This window comes from Desertibaculum subflavum, from assembly GCA_003576705.1.
GTDB classification, from domain to species: Bacteria; Pseudomonadota; Alphaproteobacteria; order Ferrovibrionales; family Ferrovibrionaceae; genus Desertibaculum; species Desertibaculum subflavum.
This window is the reverse complement of the sequence record QOZS01000002.1, coordinates 35,070-51,304: the sequence shown is the minus strand read 5'-3', so window position 1 is coordinate 51,304 and position 16,235 is coordinate 35,070. Positions and strand designations below refer to the sequence as shown.

General features: G+C 68.0%; 15 protein-coding genes. 4 read left to right on the top strand and 11 right to left on the bottom strand.

Going from position 1 to position 16,235, the window contains the following annotated elements:
* Positions 1-3: 3 nt before the first annotated feature.
* The 6 genes from radA to DT074_RS01475 all read right to left on the bottom strand — a co-directional run bounded on the left by radA (position 4) and on the right by DT074_RS01475 (position 6,937).
* Positions 4-1,386, bottom strand: a complete 1,383-nt coding sequence (radA, locus tag DT074_RS01500; RefSeq protein WP_119418030.1) for a DNA repair protein RadA — start codon at positions 1,384-1,386, stop codon at positions 4-6.
* Positions 1,387-1,405: 19 nt separating this feature from the next.
* Positions 1,406-2,182 carry an ABC transporter ATP-binding protein gene (locus DT074_RS01495; RefSeq protein ID WP_119418029.1) on the bottom strand — a complete coding sequence of 259 codons (777 nt, stop codon included), beginning with the start codon at positions 2,180-2,182 and terminating at the stop codon, positions 1,406-1,408.
* Positions 2,179-2,952 carry an MlaE family ABC transporter permease gene (locus tag DT074_RS01490; RefSeq protein WP_119418028.1) on the bottom strand — a complete coding sequence of 258 codons (774 nt, stop codon included), beginning with the start codon at positions 2,950-2,952 and terminating at the stop codon, positions 2,179-2,181. The genes DT074_RS01495 and DT074_RS01490 overlap by 4 nt, the downstream gene beginning before the upstream one ends.
* Positions 2,949-4,079, bottom strand: a complete 1,131-nt coding sequence (gene alr / locus DT074_RS01485) for an alanine racemase (protein ID WP_119418147.1) — start codon at positions 4,077-4,079, stop codon at positions 2,949-2,951. Before alr ends, DT074_RS01490 begins: the two co-directional genes overlap by 4 nt.
* 25 nt (positions 4,080-4,104) lie before the next feature.
* Complete coding sequence (locus tag DT074_RS01480) at positions 4,105-5,589, bottom strand: replicative DNA helicase (RefSeq protein WP_119418027.1); 1,485 nt, start codon at positions 5,587-5,589, stop codon at positions 4,105-4,107.
* 109 nt (positions 5,590-5,698) lie between these two features.
* Positions 5,699-6,937: a cyclopropane fatty acid synthase gene (locus tag DT074_RS01475; protein WP_119418026.1), complete on the bottom strand. Its 1,239-nt coding sequence runs from the start codon at positions 6,935-6,937 to the stop codon at positions 5,699-5,701.
* Between the two features lie 212 nt (positions 6,938-7,149).
* On the opposite strand from DT074_RS01475, the gene hspQ reads away from it, so the two are divergent.
* Positions 7,150-7,482 carry a heat shock protein HspQ gene (hspQ, locus tag DT074_RS01470; RefSeq protein WP_119418025.1) on the top strand — a complete coding sequence of 111 codons (333 nt, stop codon included), beginning with the start codon at positions 7,150-7,152 and terminating at the stop codon, positions 7,480-7,482.
* A gap of 7 nt (positions 7,483-7,489) precedes the next feature.
* On the opposite strand, the gene DT074_RS01465 is transcribed toward hspQ, so the two are convergent.
* Positions 7,490-9,007 carry a UbiD family decarboxylase gene (locus tag DT074_RS01465; RefSeq protein ID WP_119418024.1) on the bottom strand — a complete coding sequence of 506 codons (1,518 nt, stop codon included), beginning with the start codon at positions 9,005-9,007 and terminating at the stop codon, positions 7,490-7,492.
* 48 nt (positions 9,008-9,055) lie between these two features.
* Here DT074_RS01465 and DT074_RS01460 point away from each other — a divergent pair, with 48 nt between their 5' ends.
* A complete protein-coding gene (locus DT074_RS01460; RefSeq protein ID WP_119418023.1) occupies positions 9,056-9,802 on the top strand; it encodes a hypothetical protein in 747 nt (248 codons plus the stop codon).
* Here the strand turns inward: DT074_RS01460 and DT074_RS01455 are convergent.
* From DT074_RS01455 to ubiA, 3 genes are read right to left on the bottom strand one after another with little or no spacing between them, the layout of a single operon-like run.
* Complete coding sequence (locus DT074_RS01455) at positions 9,775-11,076, bottom strand: MFS transporter (protein WP_119418022.1); 1,302 nt, start codon at positions 11,074-11,076, stop codon at positions 9,775-9,777. The two genes, DT074_RS01460 and DT074_RS01455, sit on opposite strands and share 28 nt — an antisense overlap.
* Entirely contained in the window at positions 11,073-11,825 is a 753-nt protein-coding gene (locus tag DT074_RS01450; RefSeq protein WP_119418021.1) for a hypothetical protein, read from the bottom strand. Before DT074_RS01450 ends, DT074_RS01455 begins: the two co-directional genes overlap by 4 nt.
* Positions 11,822-12,742 carry a 4-hydroxybenzoate octaprenyltransferase gene (gene ubiA / locus DT074_RS01445; RefSeq protein WP_119418020.1) on the bottom strand — a complete coding sequence of 307 codons (921 nt, stop codon included), beginning with the start codon at positions 12,740-12,742 and terminating at the stop codon, positions 11,822-11,824. Before ubiA ends, DT074_RS01450 begins: the two co-directional genes overlap by 4 nt.
* 33 nt (positions 12,743-12,775) lie before the next feature.
* On the opposite strand from ubiA, the gene DT074_RS01440 reads away from it, so the two are divergent.
* Entirely contained in the window at positions 12,776-13,528 is a 753-nt protein-coding gene (locus DT074_RS01440; RefSeq protein WP_119418019.1) for a 16S rRNA (uracil(1498)-N(3))-methyltransferase, read from the top strand.
* Positions 13,529-13,636: 108 nt separating this feature from the next.
* Entirely contained in the window at positions 13,637-15,004 is a 1,368-nt protein-coding gene (locus DT074_RS01435; protein WP_119418018.1) for a glutamate--cysteine ligase, read from the top strand.
* On the opposite strand, the gene DT074_RS01430 is transcribed toward DT074_RS01435, so the two are convergent.
* Entirely contained in the window at positions 14,985-16,229 is a 1,245-nt protein-coding gene (locus tag DT074_RS01430) for a hypothetical protein (RefSeq protein ID WP_119418017.1), read from the bottom strand. The two genes, DT074_RS01435 and DT074_RS01430, sit on opposite strands and share 20 nt — an antisense overlap.
* Positions 16,230-16,235 lie beyond the last annotated feature (6 nt).

Below are 16,235 nucleotides of genomic sequence, written 5' to 3'. Positions count from 1 at the left end.
CGCCTAGTCTACCTGCTCGTTGCGCCGGCGGCGCCGGATGCCGGGAAAGAATTGCAGGATGTCGGCCAGGCGGCCGAACTCGGTGACAGCCAGCGGTTGCTTTCTCTCGCTGAGTCCGGCGGGGACGATGGCATGGCGGAATCCAAGCTTCGCGGCCTCCTTCAGGCGGGCGTCGGCCTGCGAGACCGGCCGCACCTCGCCGGCCAGGCTGATCTCGCCGAACACCACCGTCTCGTCGGGCAGCGGCTCGTCGGCAAGGGACGACAGCAGAGCCGCGGCGACGGCGAGATCCGCCGCCGGCTCTGAGATGCGAAGCCCGCCGGCGATATTCAAGTAGACGTCATAGGCGGCGAGGCCGAGGCCGCAGCGCGCGTCCAGCACCGCCAGCACCATGGCGAGCCGCCCGGTATCCCAGCCGACCACGGCCCGGCGCGGGCTGCCCGGCGGCGCCGGCGTCACCAGCGCCTGCACCTCGACGAGGAGCGGGCGTGTTCCCTCGATACCGGCCAGCACGGCGGCGCCGGGAACGTTGCCCGCGCGCGAGCCGAGGAACAGGGCGGAGGGATTGGCAACCTCGGTCAGGCCGCGATCGGTCATGCTGAACACGCCGATCTCATCCGTCGCGCCGTAGCGGTTCTTGACCGCGCGCAGGATGCGGAACTGGTGGCCGCGCTCGCCTTCGAAATAGAGCACGGTGTCGACCATGTGCTCGACCACGCGGGGGCCGGCCAGCTGGCCTTCCTTGGTGACATGGCCGACCAGCACGACGGTTGCCTCATGCCGCTTGGCGAAGCGGTTCAGCGCCTCGGCGCAGGCGCGCACCTGCGTCACCGTGCCCGGGGCTGCCTCGATCGCGTCGGCATAGAGCGTCTGGATCGAGTCGATGACAATGAAGCGCGGTGCCGGCTCCGCCTCGAGACTGGCCAGAATTTCGCGCAGCTCGTTGGCGGCAGCGACGCGGACAGGCGCCTCGCCGAGGCCCAGCCGACGGGCGCGCGCCGCGATCTGCCGTGCCGCTTCTTCGCCCGAGATATAGGCGCAATCGACGCCGCTCTTCGCCAGCGCCGCCGTCGCCTGCAGCAGCAGGGTCGACTTGCCGATGCCGGGATCGCCGCCGATCAGGATGGTGGAGCCGGGCACGAAGCCGCCGCCGGTGACGCGGTCGAGCTCGGCGAGCCCGGTGGCGAAGCGCGGCACGTCCTCGCCGGTGGTTGCCAGCGTCTGGAAGGCGATCGGCCGGCCGCGACTGCTGCGCTTGCCCGCGACCGCGACGGCGGCTTCGATCTCGACGGTGTTCCATCCGCCGCAGGCCTCGCACTTGCCCATCCACTTGGAATAGACCGCGCCGCATTCGCGGCAGACATAGCGGTCCTTTGCCGCGGCCACGCTCAGCGCGTCCCGCCGTTCACGGCCGCCGTACTTCCATGTGGATCGGGCCTTCGGCGCGGCCGTGGATGAACTGGTCGACGAACGGATTGCCGGAGCGGTCGACCTCCTCCACCGGCCCGGTCCAGATGATCTTGCCCTTGTGGATCATGGCGACGCGGTCTGCGATCTTGCGGGCCGAGGCCATGTCGTGGGTGATCGACAGCGTGGTGGCACCGAGTTGCTCGACGCAATGCACGATCAGGTCGTTGATCACATCGGCCATGATCGGGTCGAGGCCGGTGGTCGGCTCGTCGAAGAAGATGATCTCGGGCTCCGCCGCGATGGCGCGGGCGAGGGCAACGCGCTTCTGCATGCCGCCCGAGAGCTCGGCGGGAAACAGCTCCCCGACTTCGGCGCCGAGCCCGACCTGGCCGAGCTTCTCCTGCGCCAACTTCTTCGCCTGCACGCGGCCCATGCCGCGACCCTGGATGAGGCCGAAGGCGACGTTCTCCCAGACCCGCAGCGAATCGAACAGCGCCGCGCCCTGGAACAGCATGCCGAACTTGCGCATCAGCCGATCGCGCGCATCGCCGCGCAGGCCGACCGTCTCCTCGCCATCGATCTGGATGCTGCCCTTCTCGGGCCGCATCAGGCCGAGCACGCATTTGATCATCACCGACTTGCCGGTGCCGGAGCCGCCGATCACCACCAGCGATTTGCCGCGCGGGATCTCGAGATCCACGCCGTCCAGAACCACTTTCGGCCCGAACCGCTTCTGCACGCCCTGCAGGCGAATTTTCGGAACGTCGTTCATTTGCTGAAGAAGAGCTCGGTGACCAGGTAATTCGCGAACAAGATCAGGATGGAAGCCGAGACCACCGCGTTGGTGGTGGCCCGGCCGACGCCCTGAGCGCCGCCCTGGCTGTGGAATCCGTGATAGCAGCCCATCAGCGCGATGATGAATCCGAACACGGCGGCCTTCACCAGACCGGAGACGACGTCGCTCGCTTCGAGGAAATCATAGGTGGTCTGCAGATAAGTGGCCTCGTTGAAACCGAGCTTTCCGGTCCCGACGATATAGCCGCCCATTACGCCGATGATGTCCGCAATCAGCACCAGGAGCGGCATCATCAGCGTTGCGGCGAGAAGACGGGGCGCGACGAGATACTTGAAAGGATTGGTGGACAGAGTGGTAAGGGCATCGATCTGCTCGGTCACGCGCATGGTGCCGATCTCGGCCGCCATCGCGGCGCTGACCCGTCCCGCCACCATGAGCGCTCCGATCACCGGGCCGAGCTCGCGGGTGATGCCGAGCACCACGATATTGGCCACCAGGCTCTCGGCGTTGAAGCGCGAGCCGCCGATATAGATCTGCAGAGCCAGAACCATGCCGGTGAACAACGCCGTCAACCCGACGACCGGCAGCGAGTAGTAGCCGATCGACATGATCTGCTGGCCGATCAACCGCATATAGAAGGGCGGCGCGAAGATGTGGCGGACGCCATGGAAGCCGAAGATGCCGAGCTTGCCCGCCGTCCGCAGGAAGGTGATGAAGGCGCGGCCGACCGCGGCGAAGGGATTCATCTTGCCGGCGCGGCCCCTGCTGTGTCTTCGACATAGACGCGGCGATAGCGCGGGCCGAGGCGGGTCAGGATCTCGTAGCCGATCGTGCCCGCGGCGGTGCCGACGAGGTCGGGGTCGATCTCCGGGCCGAGCAGGATCGCCTCGGTTCCGGGCTGCACGCGATGTTCGGCCAAGCTGCTCACGTCGAGGGTGATCAGATCCATGGAAACGCGACCAATGACGGGCACGCGCTCGCCGTCCACGAGGGCCTGCCCCCGTCCGTTCCCCAGGCTTCGGGGATAGCCATCGGCATAGCCGACCGCAATGGTGGCGACGCGCGACGGTCCGGTGACCGCGTGCTCGGCACCGTATCCAACGCTCGCCGGAGCGTCAACGCGACGGACCTGGATCACCTCGGCGACCAGCCGCACCACCGGCTCCATCGGATTGGGCGCGCCGGTCAGCGGATTGATGCCGTAGAGGGCCGCACCCGGCCGGACCAGATCGAAGCTGTATTCGGGCCCGAGAAAGATGCCGGAGGAATTGGCCAGTGCCGCAGGCACGGCGGGGAACAGCGCGCGCAGGCGGCGGAAGGCAGCAAGCTGCGCCGCGTTCAGCGGATGGCCCGGAATATCGGCGCAGGCGAGGTGGCTGAACACCAGCAAGAGATCGAGGCCGTCGAGCCGCGCCGGCTCGCGCGCCAGGCGCTCGAAATCGGCCGGCTCCAGGCCAAGCCGGTTCATCCCGGTATCGACCTGCAATGTCGCCGGCAGGCGCCGGCCAGCCCGCGCGGCCGCATCGCGCCAGACGGCGACCTGGTCGAGCGTGTTGAGCGTCGGGACGACGCCGCGAGCCGCCATCTCGTCGACGGCGGCGGTCGGCCCGTGCAGGGCATAAAGCCGGACACCGGGTGCGAGGTCCCGCACCGCCAGCGCCTCGCCAGGATGGGCGAAGAAGAAGTCGCGACAGCCGGCGCGGGCGAGGGCCGGCACGACCTTCGCGGCGCCAAGACCATAGGCATCGGCCTTGACCGGCGCACCGCAGCGGGCCGGCGCGGCCCGGTCCGCCAGCTGCCGCCAGTTGCGGGCAATGGCGCCGAGATCGACTTCCAGCCGCGCGGCGCCGGCGATCCCGCTCGCAACCGCCATGTTCATCGATCCAGGACCTGCGAGTTCAGTAGCCGGGATCCTCGAAGCGGTCCGGGTCGGCGAGATCGGAGAAGCGGGTCAGGTTGGCGGTGAACGCGAGCTTGACCGTGCCGATCGGGCCATGGCGCTGCTTGCCGATGATCACCTCGGCAACGTTGTGGATCTTTTCCATCTCCGCCTGCCATGCCGCGTGCTCTGGCGTGCCTTCCCGCGGTTCCTGCCGCGCCTTGTAATATTCTTCGCGGTATACGAACAGCACCACGTCGGCATCCTGCTCGATGGCGCCCGATTCGCGCAAATCGGACAGCTGCGGTTTCTTGTCGTCGCGGCTTTCGACCGCGCGGGAAAGCTGGGACAGTGCCAGCACCGGCACGTTCAGATCCTTGGCCAGCGCCTTGAGGCCCTGGGTGATCTCGGAAATCTCCTGCACCCGGTTGTCGTTGCGGTTATGGCCCGAGGCCCGCATCAGCTGCAGGTAATCCACCACGATCAGGTCTAGCCCGTGGGTGCGCTTCAGGCGGCGGGCCCGAGTGCGCAGCGCCGAGATCGAGATCGAGCCGGTCTCGTCGATATGGAAGGGCACCCGCGAGAGCTGTCCCGAAGCCTGCACCAGGCGCTGGAACTGATCGTCGGTGATCTTGCCGCGGCGGAGATCGGAGGAGGGGATCTCCGACTCGGTCGAGAGAATACGAGTGGCGAGCTGCTCGGCCGACATTTCCAGCGAGAAGAAGCCGACCCGGGCACCGCGCTGGCCGTGGCTCAGCGCGTATTCCTTGGCGGCGTTGAACGCCATCACGGTGGCGAGCGCCGTCTTTCCCATCGACGGCCGGCCGGCCAGGATGATCAGGTCCGAGCGATGCAGCCCGCCGAGCTTGTCGTCGACATCGCGCAGGCCCGTACCGACGCCGGAGAGGCCGTCATGCTTGATCGCCGCCTCGGCCATCTGGATCGAGGCGCGCACCGCCTGGTCGAAGGAGAGGAAGCTCTTCTCCGCACTGCCGTCCTCGGCGAGGGAAAAGAGATGTTCCTCGGCGCGCTCCAGCAAGGTGGTCGCGGGCGCGTCGATCTCGGCCTCGTAGGAAGTGTTGACCAGCTCCTCGCCGATGCCGATCAGCTGGCGCCGCATCGAGAGGTCGCGGACCAGCCGGGCATAATCGCCGACATTGATGATGGTGGTGGCGGCGGCCGCCAAGCGTGCGAGATAGGCGGAGCCGCCGATCTCCTTCAGTCCCTCGTCGCGCTCGAAGAAGCCCTTCAACGTCACCGGGTTGGCGATTTCGCCCCGCTCGATCAGCCGCATCGCGGCGGCGAAGATGCGGCCGTGCCGGGGATCGGCGAAATCCTCCGCCTTCAGGAACTCGGCGACGCGCGAGCCGGCATCGTTGTTGATCAGCAGCGCGCCCAGCAATTCCTGCTCCGCCTCCAGGTTGGCGGGCATTTCCCGGTACAGGGCTTCGCCGCGCTCGGGTGCCGGCTTGGCGAAGGGCGTTACGTTGGCGAATGGCTCCATCGGAAAGCACTCTACGCCCGTGGTCGCGAAACGTTGCCACGGAATCGAAATATTCCTGGGGATCGAACCTGTCCACAACCTGTGAACTTCGGGGACGGTTGCGGCAACCTCAATCGGCGGCTATGTCGCGCGCCGCAGCGGGCGCGTGGGCGCGCTCCCATTCGAACATGTAGTCGCGCGTGATCGGCAGCGTGTTGACGTCGCGGGCGAACTGCACCTGAAAGACCGCATGCCCGCCATAGCGGAAGGTCGCCTCGCTCGCCGCCAGGTAGAACTCCCACATGCGGCAGAACCGTTCATCGTACAGCGCCCTCACCTTGTCGCGATTCGTCTGGAAGCGCTCCTGCCAGGCTTTCAACGTCTCGGCGTAGTGCAATCGCAGCACCTCGACATCGGTGACCATCAGGCGCTGGCGCTCCATCACCGGCAGAATTTCCGACAATGCCGGCGAATAGCCGCCAGGGAAGATGTATTTGCGAATCCATCCGTTGGTGGTGCCCGGCCCGTCGGAGCGGCCGATCGTGTGCAGCAGCGCCACGCCGTCACGCTTCAGCAACTCGCGGCACTTGTTGAAGTAGGCGTCGTAGTGATTCACGCCGACATGCTCGAACATGCCGACCGAGACGATGCGATCGAACTGCGAGGCGAGCTGCCGGTAGTCCTGCAGCACGAACTGCACCTGGCCGTCGAGGCCTTGGGCCTTGGCGCGCGCCTGCGAGACCTTGTGCTGCTCCTCCGACAGCGTGCAGCCGAGCACCTCGACTCCCGCCGTCTTGGCGAGATAGAGACCGAGTCCGCCCCAGCCGGAGCCGATGTCGAGCACCCGCATGCCGGGCTCGAGCCGAAGCTTGGCGGCGATATGGCGCTTCTTGCGCTCCTGCGCCGCGTCGATCGTGTCGGACGGACTGCCGAAATAGGCACAGGAATATTGCCGATCGGCGTCGAGGAACAGCTCGTAGAGCTGATCGGAAAGATCGTAGTGGTGGGCCACGTTCTGCTTCGAGCGGCCGACCGGGTTGAATTGCTGAATGCGGCGGCCGACGCGGCGGAAGAGCGCGCCGAGCCGGGTCGAGAAATCGATGTCGCCCCAACTCGCATTCATCATCGCGAGCTCGATGAGCTGATAGATCGTCGCGTTCTCGACCGTCAGCCTGCCGTCCATATAGGCCTCGCCCACCGCGACGCCCGGGTTGAGGCCGATTCGATTGATGGTTGCCGTATCGTGCAAGCGAACGGTGACGCGAGGCTCGCCGCCGTCGCCGATCTCGACGCGCTGCCCGCGGGGTCCGATCACCGTCAAGGTGCCGCGCCGGATCATCTTCTTCAGCACTTTGGTCAACAGGAACATCAGCTTCTCCCACCCGCCCGACCAAATTTACCTAGCTTAAGCATAGCGCAGCGTCGGGAAGGGGGGCTAGCGTCCGATGCACTTGTGGCCCGGCGATCTCCGCCCGTATGAAGAATTCGTGATGGTCGCGACACCGTTCCAGCGGCGGCCCTGGTAGAATTGTAAATATCGACTCGGGTAACAATGCCGGTCGGATTGGGAGCGTGACGGCGATGGATATGCGACGGGCCAAGTTCCGGATCGGCGAGATCGTCCGGCACCGGGTCTTTCCGTTCCGCGGCGTGATTTTCGACGTCGATCCGGTGTTCAACAACACCGAGGAATGGTGGCAGTCGATTCCCGAGGAAGTGCGGCCGCGCAAGGACCAGCCGTTCTACCACCTGCTGGCCGAGAACGCGCAGACCACCTATGTCGCCTATGTGTCGGAGCAGAACCTGCTGGTCGACGAAACCGGCAAGCCGGTCGCGCATCCGCAGATCGAGGAAATGTTCGCCGGCATGAAGAACGGCATCTACGTCGCCAAGCGGGCCGCTTCGGTCAACTGACAGCCGGTCACTTGCTCTCTGGCCAGATCGGCCGCCCGGAGCCCGGCAGGCCGAGCTTTGACCACTTTTCGGTGACGCTGCGCACCACCTCGTCGGCCATGCGGATCTTGCTGCCCCATTCGCGCGTCGTCTCCGGCGGCAGCTTGTTGGTGGCATCGAGCCCGATCTTCCCGCCGAGCCCGCTTTCCGGGCTGGCGAAGTCGAGGTAGTCGATCGGCGTGCGATCGACCAGGGTGATGTCGCGCACCGGGTCCATGCGGGTCGAGATCGCCCACATCACGTCCTTCCAGTCGCGCGCATTGATGTCGTCGTCCACCACGATCACCCACTTGGTGTACATGAACTGACGCAGGAACGACCAGACGCCCATCATTACGCGCTTGGCGTGGCCCGGATAGGCCTTGCGCATCGACACCACGGCGATGCGGTACGAGCAGCCTTCCGGCGGCAGCCAGAAATCGACGATCTCCGGGAATTGCTGAATCAGCAGCGGCACGAAGACCTCGTTCAGGGCTTCGCCCAGGATCGACGGCTCGTCCGGCGGCCGGCCGGTGAACGTGGAGAGATAGATCGGCTGCCGCCGCATGGTGATCGCGGAAACGGTGAACACCGGAAAGCGCTCGACAGCGTTGTAGTAGCCGGTGTGGTCGCCATAGGGCCCTTCGTCGCCGTAATCGTCGAGGCTGACATGGCCTTCCAGCACGATCTCGGCTTCCGCCGGCACTTTCAGCGGCACGCTGACGCAATCGACCAGCTCGACCTTGCGCCCGCGCAGCAGACCGGCGAACTGGTATTCGGAGAGCGTGTCCGGCACCGGCGTCACCGCCGCCAGGATGGTGCCGGGATCGGCGCCGATCACTGCGGCGGCCGGCAGCGGCTCGCGCTTCTCGGCGGCCCAGCGGCGGTGATGCTGGGCGCCGCCGCGGTGCTTGAGCCAGCGCATCAAGGTGGTGTTCCTGCCGGTCACCTGCATGCGGTAGATGCCGAGGTTGAAGCCATCGGTCCGGTCGCCGCCCGGGCCCTTGGTGACGACCAGCGGCCAGGTGATCAGCGGCGCCGGCTCGCCCGGCCAGCAGGTCTGCACCGGCAGGCGGCCGAGATCGATGTCGTCGCCGCGCAGCACCACTTCCTGGCACGGTGCCGAGCCGACCGATTTCGGCCGCATGGTCATCACCGTCTTGAGCAGCGGCAGCATCTCCAGCGCCTCGCGCCAGCCGCCCGGCGGCTCCGGCTGGCGCAGGAAGGCGAGCGTCTCGCCCACCTCGCGAAGCTGGCCCGGCTCGCGGTCCATGCCCCAGGCGACCCGTTCCACCGTGCCGAACAGGTTGACCAGAACCGGCATGTCGGAGGCCTGACCGTCGGCCCGGATCGGCCGCTCGAACAGCACCGCCGGGCCTGCTTCGGCGAGCAGCCGGGTCTGTATCTCGGTCATCTCCAGCACGGTCGAGACCGGCTCGATCACGCGGACCAGGCGGCCGTCGCGTTCCAGCCGGGCGATGAAGTCGCGAAGCGAGGCGTAGGGCATCAGTGAGCTATGTCGTTTCCCGCCCGCACTCTATACACGTCCGTCTCCATGCGCCGCTTCCCCGCCGAGTTCGAGAGCCTGCTGACCGCCGAGGGCCGCCGTGTCCTGGCCGGCACGCACGCGGCCTGCGGCGCGCTGGCCGATCCGCGCCGACGGTTCGTCGCCCTCGACGGGCTGGTCGATCGGGACAAGGCGCTCGCCGCCGCGGCGCTGCTCGACCGCAAGCTCAGACCGCACCTGGAGGCGATGGCGCGCCCGATCCCGCCCGAGGCGATCGCCGACATGACGGAAAGCCAGACCGACCTGCTGCCGAAGACGGCGCGCATGGCGACCGCCTATCTCGACAGCCGGCGCGAGCCCGCCTACGCCGTGGCTTGGGGGCTGGGTCTGGTCGCGATGCTGCATTCGGCGAGCTATCGCGCCTTCGCCGCGGCGCTCGCCGGCCGGCCGCTCAAGGCCGAGCACGGCATCCAGGTGCTGCGCTACGGCGCCGGCGACTATGCCGGCCCGCATAACGACCACCATCCGGAGATGCCTGCTGCGAAGGCTGGGTATTTCGACCTGCATCTCGGCATCGCCACGCCCGATGTGGCGCATCAATGGCTCGTCTATGCCAAGGCCGGGCATTTCACCGAGATGGTGTCGGTGGCCAAGGCCGGCGGCATCACCGCCTACCGCCTGCCGTTCTGGCACTACACCACGCCGCTGGTGGCAAAGCGCGGCCGCGCCGCAAGCGCCGCACGCTGGGTGGTGCTCGGCACCTTTCTCTACACGGCAGGCCGCGGATCTCGGTAGCGGCGGATCAGCTCCTCGGCGTCCAGGCCATCGACGCGACGAAGGTCGCGGAACATGGCGGCGAACAGGATGGCGACCAGGCAGGTGGCGGCGCCGCCCACGATCACCGCCGGCACCGTGCCCCACCAATGCGCCGTCACGCCGCTCTCGAACTCGCCGAGCTCGTTGGAGGCGCCGATGAAGACGCCGTTCACCGCGCTGACCCGGCCGCGCATGTCATCGGGGGTGATGATCTGCACCAGGTTTAGGCGGACGAAGACGCTGATCGAATCGGCGGCGCCCATCGCGAACAGCGCCGCCATGGAGAGCCAGAAGTTCGTCGAGAGCCCGAACACGATGCTGCCGGCGCCGAACACGGCGACCGCGAGCAGAAGCTTGCGCCCGGCATGGCGCTGGATCGGCCGCTGGGTCAGCAGCAGGGCGCCGAGCAGGGCGCCCACCGTCAGCGACGAGCGCAGCAGGCCGAATCCCTCCGCGCCGACGTCGAGGATGTCGCGCGCGAAGACCGGCAGCAGCGCCGTGACGCCGCCAAACAGGACGGCAAAAAGATCGAGGCCGATGGCGCCGAGGATCACTTGGCGCGTACCGATGAAGCGGAGTCCCGCCAGCAGGTTGAACAAGGTGACCGGCGCCACCGGCCCGATCCGCGGGCGGGCGCGGATGAGCAGGGTCAGCACGGTCGCGGCGGCGAATATGACGGCGACGGTAGCGTAGACCGGCCCCTCGCCGAGGCCGGCCGCATCGCAGATCGCGATCAAGATCCCGGCGGCGGTCGGGCCGCCGATACGGCAGGCCTGGTTGCCCGACGAATTCCAGGCGATCGCATTCGGCAGGTCGCGATCGGGTACCAGCGAGGGGATGATCGCCTGGTGCGCCGGCATCGCGAAGGCGCGGGCAATGCCGAGCGGAACCAGCACGGCGAGCATCGCCGCGAAGCTGGCCGTGCCGCTGCGGTCGAGCAGGAAGAAAGCGACGGCACACGCGGTCTGCAGGGCGATGCAGAGCGTCAGAATGCGGATGCGCGGAAACCGGTCGGCCGCGAGACCGGAGACGAGGAACAGCAGGGCAAACGGCAGGAACTGTGCCAGGCCGACGAAGCCGAGATCGAGCGGCTCGCCGGTCAGTCGGTAGACCTGCCAGCCGACGGTGGTGATCTGCATTTCGGCGGCGACCAGCGCCAGCAACCGGCTGCCGAAGTAGAGGGTAAAGTCGCGGCTGCGGAACGCGCCGAAGCCGCCCGCGGCGGCGCGCGCTTTCTGGTCCGGCGCGGTCAAGGGTCGAGCACGAGCTCGATCGTCATCTCCTCCGCTGCCGCCGCCTGATGCGCGGCCACGGCCTCGCGATAGGCCTCCGCGGAGACATAGGGGCCGTGCCGCTCGAACTCGCTGACCTTGGCGGCGCGCAGCTCGCCGGTGCCCGGCACCACGCTGAGATAGCCGCCCTCGCGGCCGATCACCGGGATCGGCTTCTTCCAGCGGGTATAGACGCGCCGCATGGCGGCGGATTGCTCGCGGAAGGCCTGGCGCTCATCCGCATCATCGGCGAATAGGAGTTCGTAAGCCTGGCAGAACTCGGCCACGAAATCGCGCTTCACCACTTCGAGATGCGACATCACCCAGCAGCGATCGGCGAAGGTCCAGTAGAAGGCGAGGCCGACGAAGTTGCCTTGGCGGGGGAAGTAGGGGAAGAACGGGAAGGCGCGGCAGGCCAGGGTGCGGTTCTCGCGCTCGCAATGGCGCGCGCCGCGGCACTCGATCGCCAGGCAGCTCGCATGCAGGTCGGTCGCCACCTCGCGGCTCGCCGCGTCGAAGGGCTTGAACTTGTGCCACATATCGGTGCGTTGGCGCAGAACCTTGTACTCGTTGCGTTGCACGATCGGGATCGCCTGCTTGGTCGAGCAGCAGACCGGCTCGCCGTCGTTCAGCGGCGCGCACCACTTGCCGCAGTCGAAGCGCGAGATCGCCGCGTTGAAGCGGGCATGGATGTCGCGGAAGGTCGCGATGGAGGCTTCACTCACGCTCATGCAACAGACCCCACCAGCGCGCCGGCGAGGACCAGCAAGCCGAAATCGCGATTGGAACGGAACTTGGAAAGGCAGTCCGCCGGATCGTCGATCCGGAGCGCACGGATTTGCCAGACGAGGTGTGCGCAGGCCAGCGCAAAGAATGGCCAAAACGGCCAACCGGCGCCGGCGAGATAGGCCGCCGCCGCAATCCCGAGCGCCGTGAGCAGATAGAACGGCACGAGCCAGGCCTTGGTCGCGCGGCCGAACAGCCGCGCGGTGGACTTGACCCCGGCCAGCGCGTCGTCCTCCTTATCCTGCAGCGCGTAGATGGTGTCGTAACCGAGCGTCCAGGCGATGCCGGCCGCATAGAGGCTGATGGCGGCCAGTGGAACGGTGCCCGCCGCGGCTGCCCAACCCAGGATGGCGCCCCAGTTGAAGGCAAGGCCGAGGAAGGCCTGGGGCCACCAGGTGAAGCGCTTGGCATAGGGGTAGAGCGCGATCAGGCCGAGCGAGGCGACGCCGAGTGCGATCGCCAGCGCGTTGAGCTGCAGCAGAACGACGAGCCCGACCAGGCTCTGGGCGATGAGCCAGATCCAGGCCTGGCGCGGCGTGGCCCGGCCGGAGGGGAGGGGGCGGCCGCGCGTGCGGGCGACCTGGGCGTCGAACTCCCTGTCGGTGATGTCGTTGAAGGTGCAGCCGGCGCCGCGCATCACCAGCGCGCCGATGGCGAACAGCACCACCAGCCAGCCGAAGCCCGAATCCGTCGGCGGCAGGGCGAAGGCGATCGCCCACCACCCCGGCAGCAGCAGCAGCCAGGTGCCGATCGGCCGGTCCATGCGCGATAATTGTAGGTAGGGCTTGGCCGCCGCCGGGGCGAAGCGGTCCACCCAGTTGCCTTTGGGCGCGTCGGCAACGCCGGGCATAACCTCGCTCATGCCGCGCCGATCCGAACCTGCTTGAATGGGGCCATGTCGCGCCAAGATGCCAAACCACCGGGCTCGCCTGCAACCACGTTGCACCGCGCATGCCGGCTCTTCGTCGAAGCGGAGCTCGCGGTCGATGCCGAGGTGGCATTGAGCCCGGCGCAGGCGCACCAGCTCGCATCCGTGCTGCGCCAGGCGCCGGGCGACGTGCTGCGCTTGTTCAACGGGCGGGACGGCGAGTGGCTGGCCACGATCGAAAGCCTGACGCGCAAGGCGGCGGTCGCGAGGGCCGGGGAGCGCCTCCAACCGCAGCCGGTCGAGGCGGAGATATCGCTCTGCTTCGCCCCGATCAAGCAGTCGCGCCTCGACTGGCTGGTCGAGAAGGCGACCGAGCTCGGTGCCGGCCGTCTCGTCCCCGTGATCACCCGGCGGACCCAGGTACCGCGCATCAACCGGGACCGATTGCGCGCCATCGCGATCGAGGCGGCGGAGCAATGCGAGCGGCTTACCGTGCCCGACATCGACCCGGCCGTCCCGCTGGAGAGGTTCCTCGTCGGCTGGCCGGCCGGTCGGCCGCTTGTGACTTGCATTGAGCGCGCGGACGCCCCACTTCTCCGGGCAGCCGTGCCGCCCCCGCCATTCGGGATCCTGATCGGGCCCGAGGGAGGCTTTGCCCCGGAGGAGGTGGCCGCGCTGCTGGAGCGGGTCGACGTCAAACCGGTGTCGCTGGGGCCGCGCATCCTGCGGGCGGAAACCGCAGGCCTGGCGGCTCTGGCGATGTGCCTCGGGGCAGCCTGAGCGGGCGCTCGGCATGGGGAAGGGTGTGGTTGCACCTATGCGGGCGATTCGATAGGGCTAGGGACGTTGGGGTGCGCGCGACGGGGTCGCGGGCGGACTGGAGGGTGGATGTCGGGACCCGCGAATGCGCCGGATACGCCGATCGATTCGAAGCGGCAGCTGATCGAGTATATCGCGGGCGGCGGCAAGCCTGATCCGGCTGACTGGCGCATCGGCATGGAGCACGAGAAATTCGGCTTCGACCTGAAGACGCTCCGACCTTTGCCCTATGACGGCCCGGCCGGCATCCGCGCGATGCTGGAGGGGCTGACCCGATTCGGCTGGGAGCCGGTGCGCGAGGGCGACAATGTCATTGCGCTGTCGCGCAACAAGGAATCGGTGACGCTCGAACCGGGCGGCCAGCTGGAGCTGTCCGGCGCACCGCTGGAAACTCTGCACGAGAACTGCAAGGAGCTGAACCGGCATTTGAGCGAGGTGAAGCAGGTCGGCGATGAGCTCGGCGTCGGCTTCATGGGCCTCGGCTTCAATCCGAAATGGCGCCGCGACGACATCCCGATGATGCCGAAGGGCCGTTACAACATCATGCGCGCCTACATGCCCAAGAAGGGCAATCTCGGCCTCGACATGATGTTCCGCACCTGCACGGTGCAGGTGAATCTCGATTTCATTGACGAGGCCGACATGGTGCGCCAGATGCGCGTCGGCCTGGCGCTGCAGCCGGTCTGTACGGCGCTCTTCGCCAACTCGCCCTTCACCGAAGGCAAGCCGAACGGCTTCCTCTCCTTCCGCAGCCATATCTGGACCGATACCGATCCCGACCGCACCGGCATGCTGCCCTTCGCCTTCGAGCCGGGCTTCGGCTTCGAGCGCTATGTCGACTACCTGCTCGATATCCCGATGTACTTCGTCTATCGCAAGGGCCGCTACATCGACATGTCGGGCAAGTCGTTCCGCGACTTCATGGCCGGCAAGCACCACAACGAAGTGGGCGACGAGGCGCGGCTGATCGATTTCGCCGATCACCTGACCACCGCGTTTCCCGAAGTGCGGCTCAAGCGCTATATCGAGATGCGCGGCGCCGATGCCGGCCCGTGGTGGAAGCTCTGCGCCCTGCCGGCCATGTGGGTCGGCCTGATGTACGACAAGCCGGCGCTCGCCGAGGCGGCCGATCTGGTCAAGGACTGGACGCAGGCCGAGCGCGACCGGCTGCGCGCCGAGGTGCCGCGGCTTGGCCTCGCCACGCCGTTCCGCAAGGGCACCATCGCCGATATCGCGCGCGAGACGCTCCGCATCGCCGGCGATGGCCTGCGCCGCCGCGCCAGGCTCTCCGATGCAGGCGAGAGCGAGGACCTGTTCCTGGACTCGCTCCGCGCCACGCTCGCCAAGGGCAAGACGCCGGCCGAGGAACTGCTCGAGCTCTACCGCACCCGCTGGGAGGGGAGCGTCGACCCGGTCTTCACCGAGCTCGCCTACTAGCCTTCCACGCCGCCAGTAGATCCGGATCGTAGAGCGAGGCCGGCGCGGCGGCTTCGACGAGCGTGCGTTCCTCGTTGATCTGCCGCTGCAGCGCCAGCCAATGCGAGCTTGTCGGTTGGCCTGTTTCGACGGTCTGGGCGATCTCGCGCAAGGCCTCCGCCCAGCCTTCGAGCGTCACGCGCGCCGGACCGGGCGCCTCCGCGGGGAAGCGGGCATGCACGCGGCCGATCTCGTCCTGCAGCATGCGCGCGATCTCTGCCTCAAGGCCCGCCGCCCCGGCCGGAAGCAGGCGCGCCATGCGCTCGATCCGATCCAGGTCCTGCTTCAGCGTCACCGGCTCGCGCGCCGGCTGATCGACGGCGCCAATGGCGGCGACATAGTCGGTGATCCACTGGCGTGTCTCGACACCGTGCTGGATCCCGAAATCGCGCGCATGCGAGGCGATCGCCGTCGTCAGGTCGTCGGCGCGGCCGTCGTGAAAGAAGCGACTGAGCGCGCCGATGCCGCGCAGCGACGGTGTCGCGAAAGTCCCGCCGCCGCGCATCGGATGCACCTTGCCGTCCTGGTAATCCGCGGCAGGGCGATGGCAGCCGGCGCAACCCTTGCTGAAAGCTTCGCCGCCACGCCCCGATCCGGGCGGCGCAGCCCGGCTCAGCCGGCCCGCGTGGGTGAGGTTGCGGTTGGCCGGGGCGGGCAGGGCTTCGATATAGGCGACCAGCGCCCCCAGCAGCGCGGGCGCCGGCTCGCCACCGGCGAACTCGTCGACGATCACATGCCGCACGAAAGCGGTGAGATCGCCGAACCTGCCCTGATGCCCATACGGCGCCGTGCGGGGCAGATTCCAGAGCGGCGGGATGCGCAAGGGGTTCGCCACGCCGTCGTCATTGGCCGGGTTCCAGGCGGTGTGCGTGACATCGATCGTGCCCGGCGCCGCGGATAGGCCGGGAACGAAGAACGTTGTGTTGGCGCCGCCATTCGGGTGGCAGCTGTCGCAGGACAGTCCGGCGCGGCGGGCTTCGCCGCCGAGCATCGCCGGCGCCCGGAAGACCAGCTCGCCAAGAGCCAGACGTGGATCGTTGCCCGGCGGCGGCCCGACCGGCCGGTCCGCCGGCAAGGCGCCGATCTCGGCTTCCTCGGTCAGCCAGAGCGGGCGGATCGCGCCGTCCCGCGCGGCAGCGCTCGCCGCCACGAGGCAGGCGAGCGCGCCGAGCGCGCGGACGATCACCGCCGC

Coding starts and splice junctions, on each gene's coding strand:
- DT074_RS01495 (WP_119418029.1), bottom strand. CDS start 2,182: ATGAACGACGTTCCGAAAATTCGCCTGCAGGGCGTGCAGAAGCGGTTC.
- DT074_RS01490 (WP_119418028.1), bottom strand. CDS start 2,952: ATGAATCCCTTCGCCGCGGTCGGCCGCGCCTTCATCACCTTCCTGCGG.
- alr (WP_119418147.1), bottom strand. CDS start 4,079: ATGGCGGTTGCGAGCGGGATCGCCGGCGCCGCGCGGCTGGAAGTCGAT.
- DT074_RS01480 (WP_119418027.1), bottom strand. CDS start 5,589: ATGGAGCCATTCGCCAACGTAACGCCCTTCGCCAAGCCGGCACCCGAG.
- DT074_RS01475 (WP_119418026.1), bottom strand. CDS start 6,937: ATGTTCCTGTTGACCAAAGTGCTGAAGAAGATGATCCGGCGCGGCACC.
- hspQ (WP_119418025.1), top strand. CDS start 7,150: ATGGATATGCGACGGGCCAAGTTCCGGATCGGCGAGATCGTCCGGCAC.
- DT074_RS01465 (WP_119418024.1), bottom strand. CDS start 9,007: ATGCCCTACGCCTCGCTTCGCGACTTCATCGCCCGGCTGGAACGCGAC.
- DT074_RS01460 (WP_119418023.1), top strand. CDS start 9,056: ATGCGCCGCTTCCCCGCCGAGTTCGAGAGCCTGCTGACCGCCGAGGGC.
- DT074_RS01450 (WP_119418021.1), bottom strand. CDS start 11,825: ATGAGCGTGAGTGAAGCCTCCATCGCGACCTTCCGCGACATCCATGCC.
- ubiA (WP_119418020.1), bottom strand. CDS start 12,742: ATGAGCGAGGTTATGCCCGGCGTTGCCGACGCGCCCAAAGGCAACTGG.
- DT074_RS01440 (WP_119418019.1), top strand. CDS start 12,776: ATGTCGCGCCAAGATGCCAAACCACCGGGCTCGCCTGCAACCACGTTG.
- DT074_RS01435 (WP_119418018.1), top strand. CDS start 13,637: ATGTCGGGACCCGCGAATGCGCCGGATACGCCGATCGATTCGAAGCGG.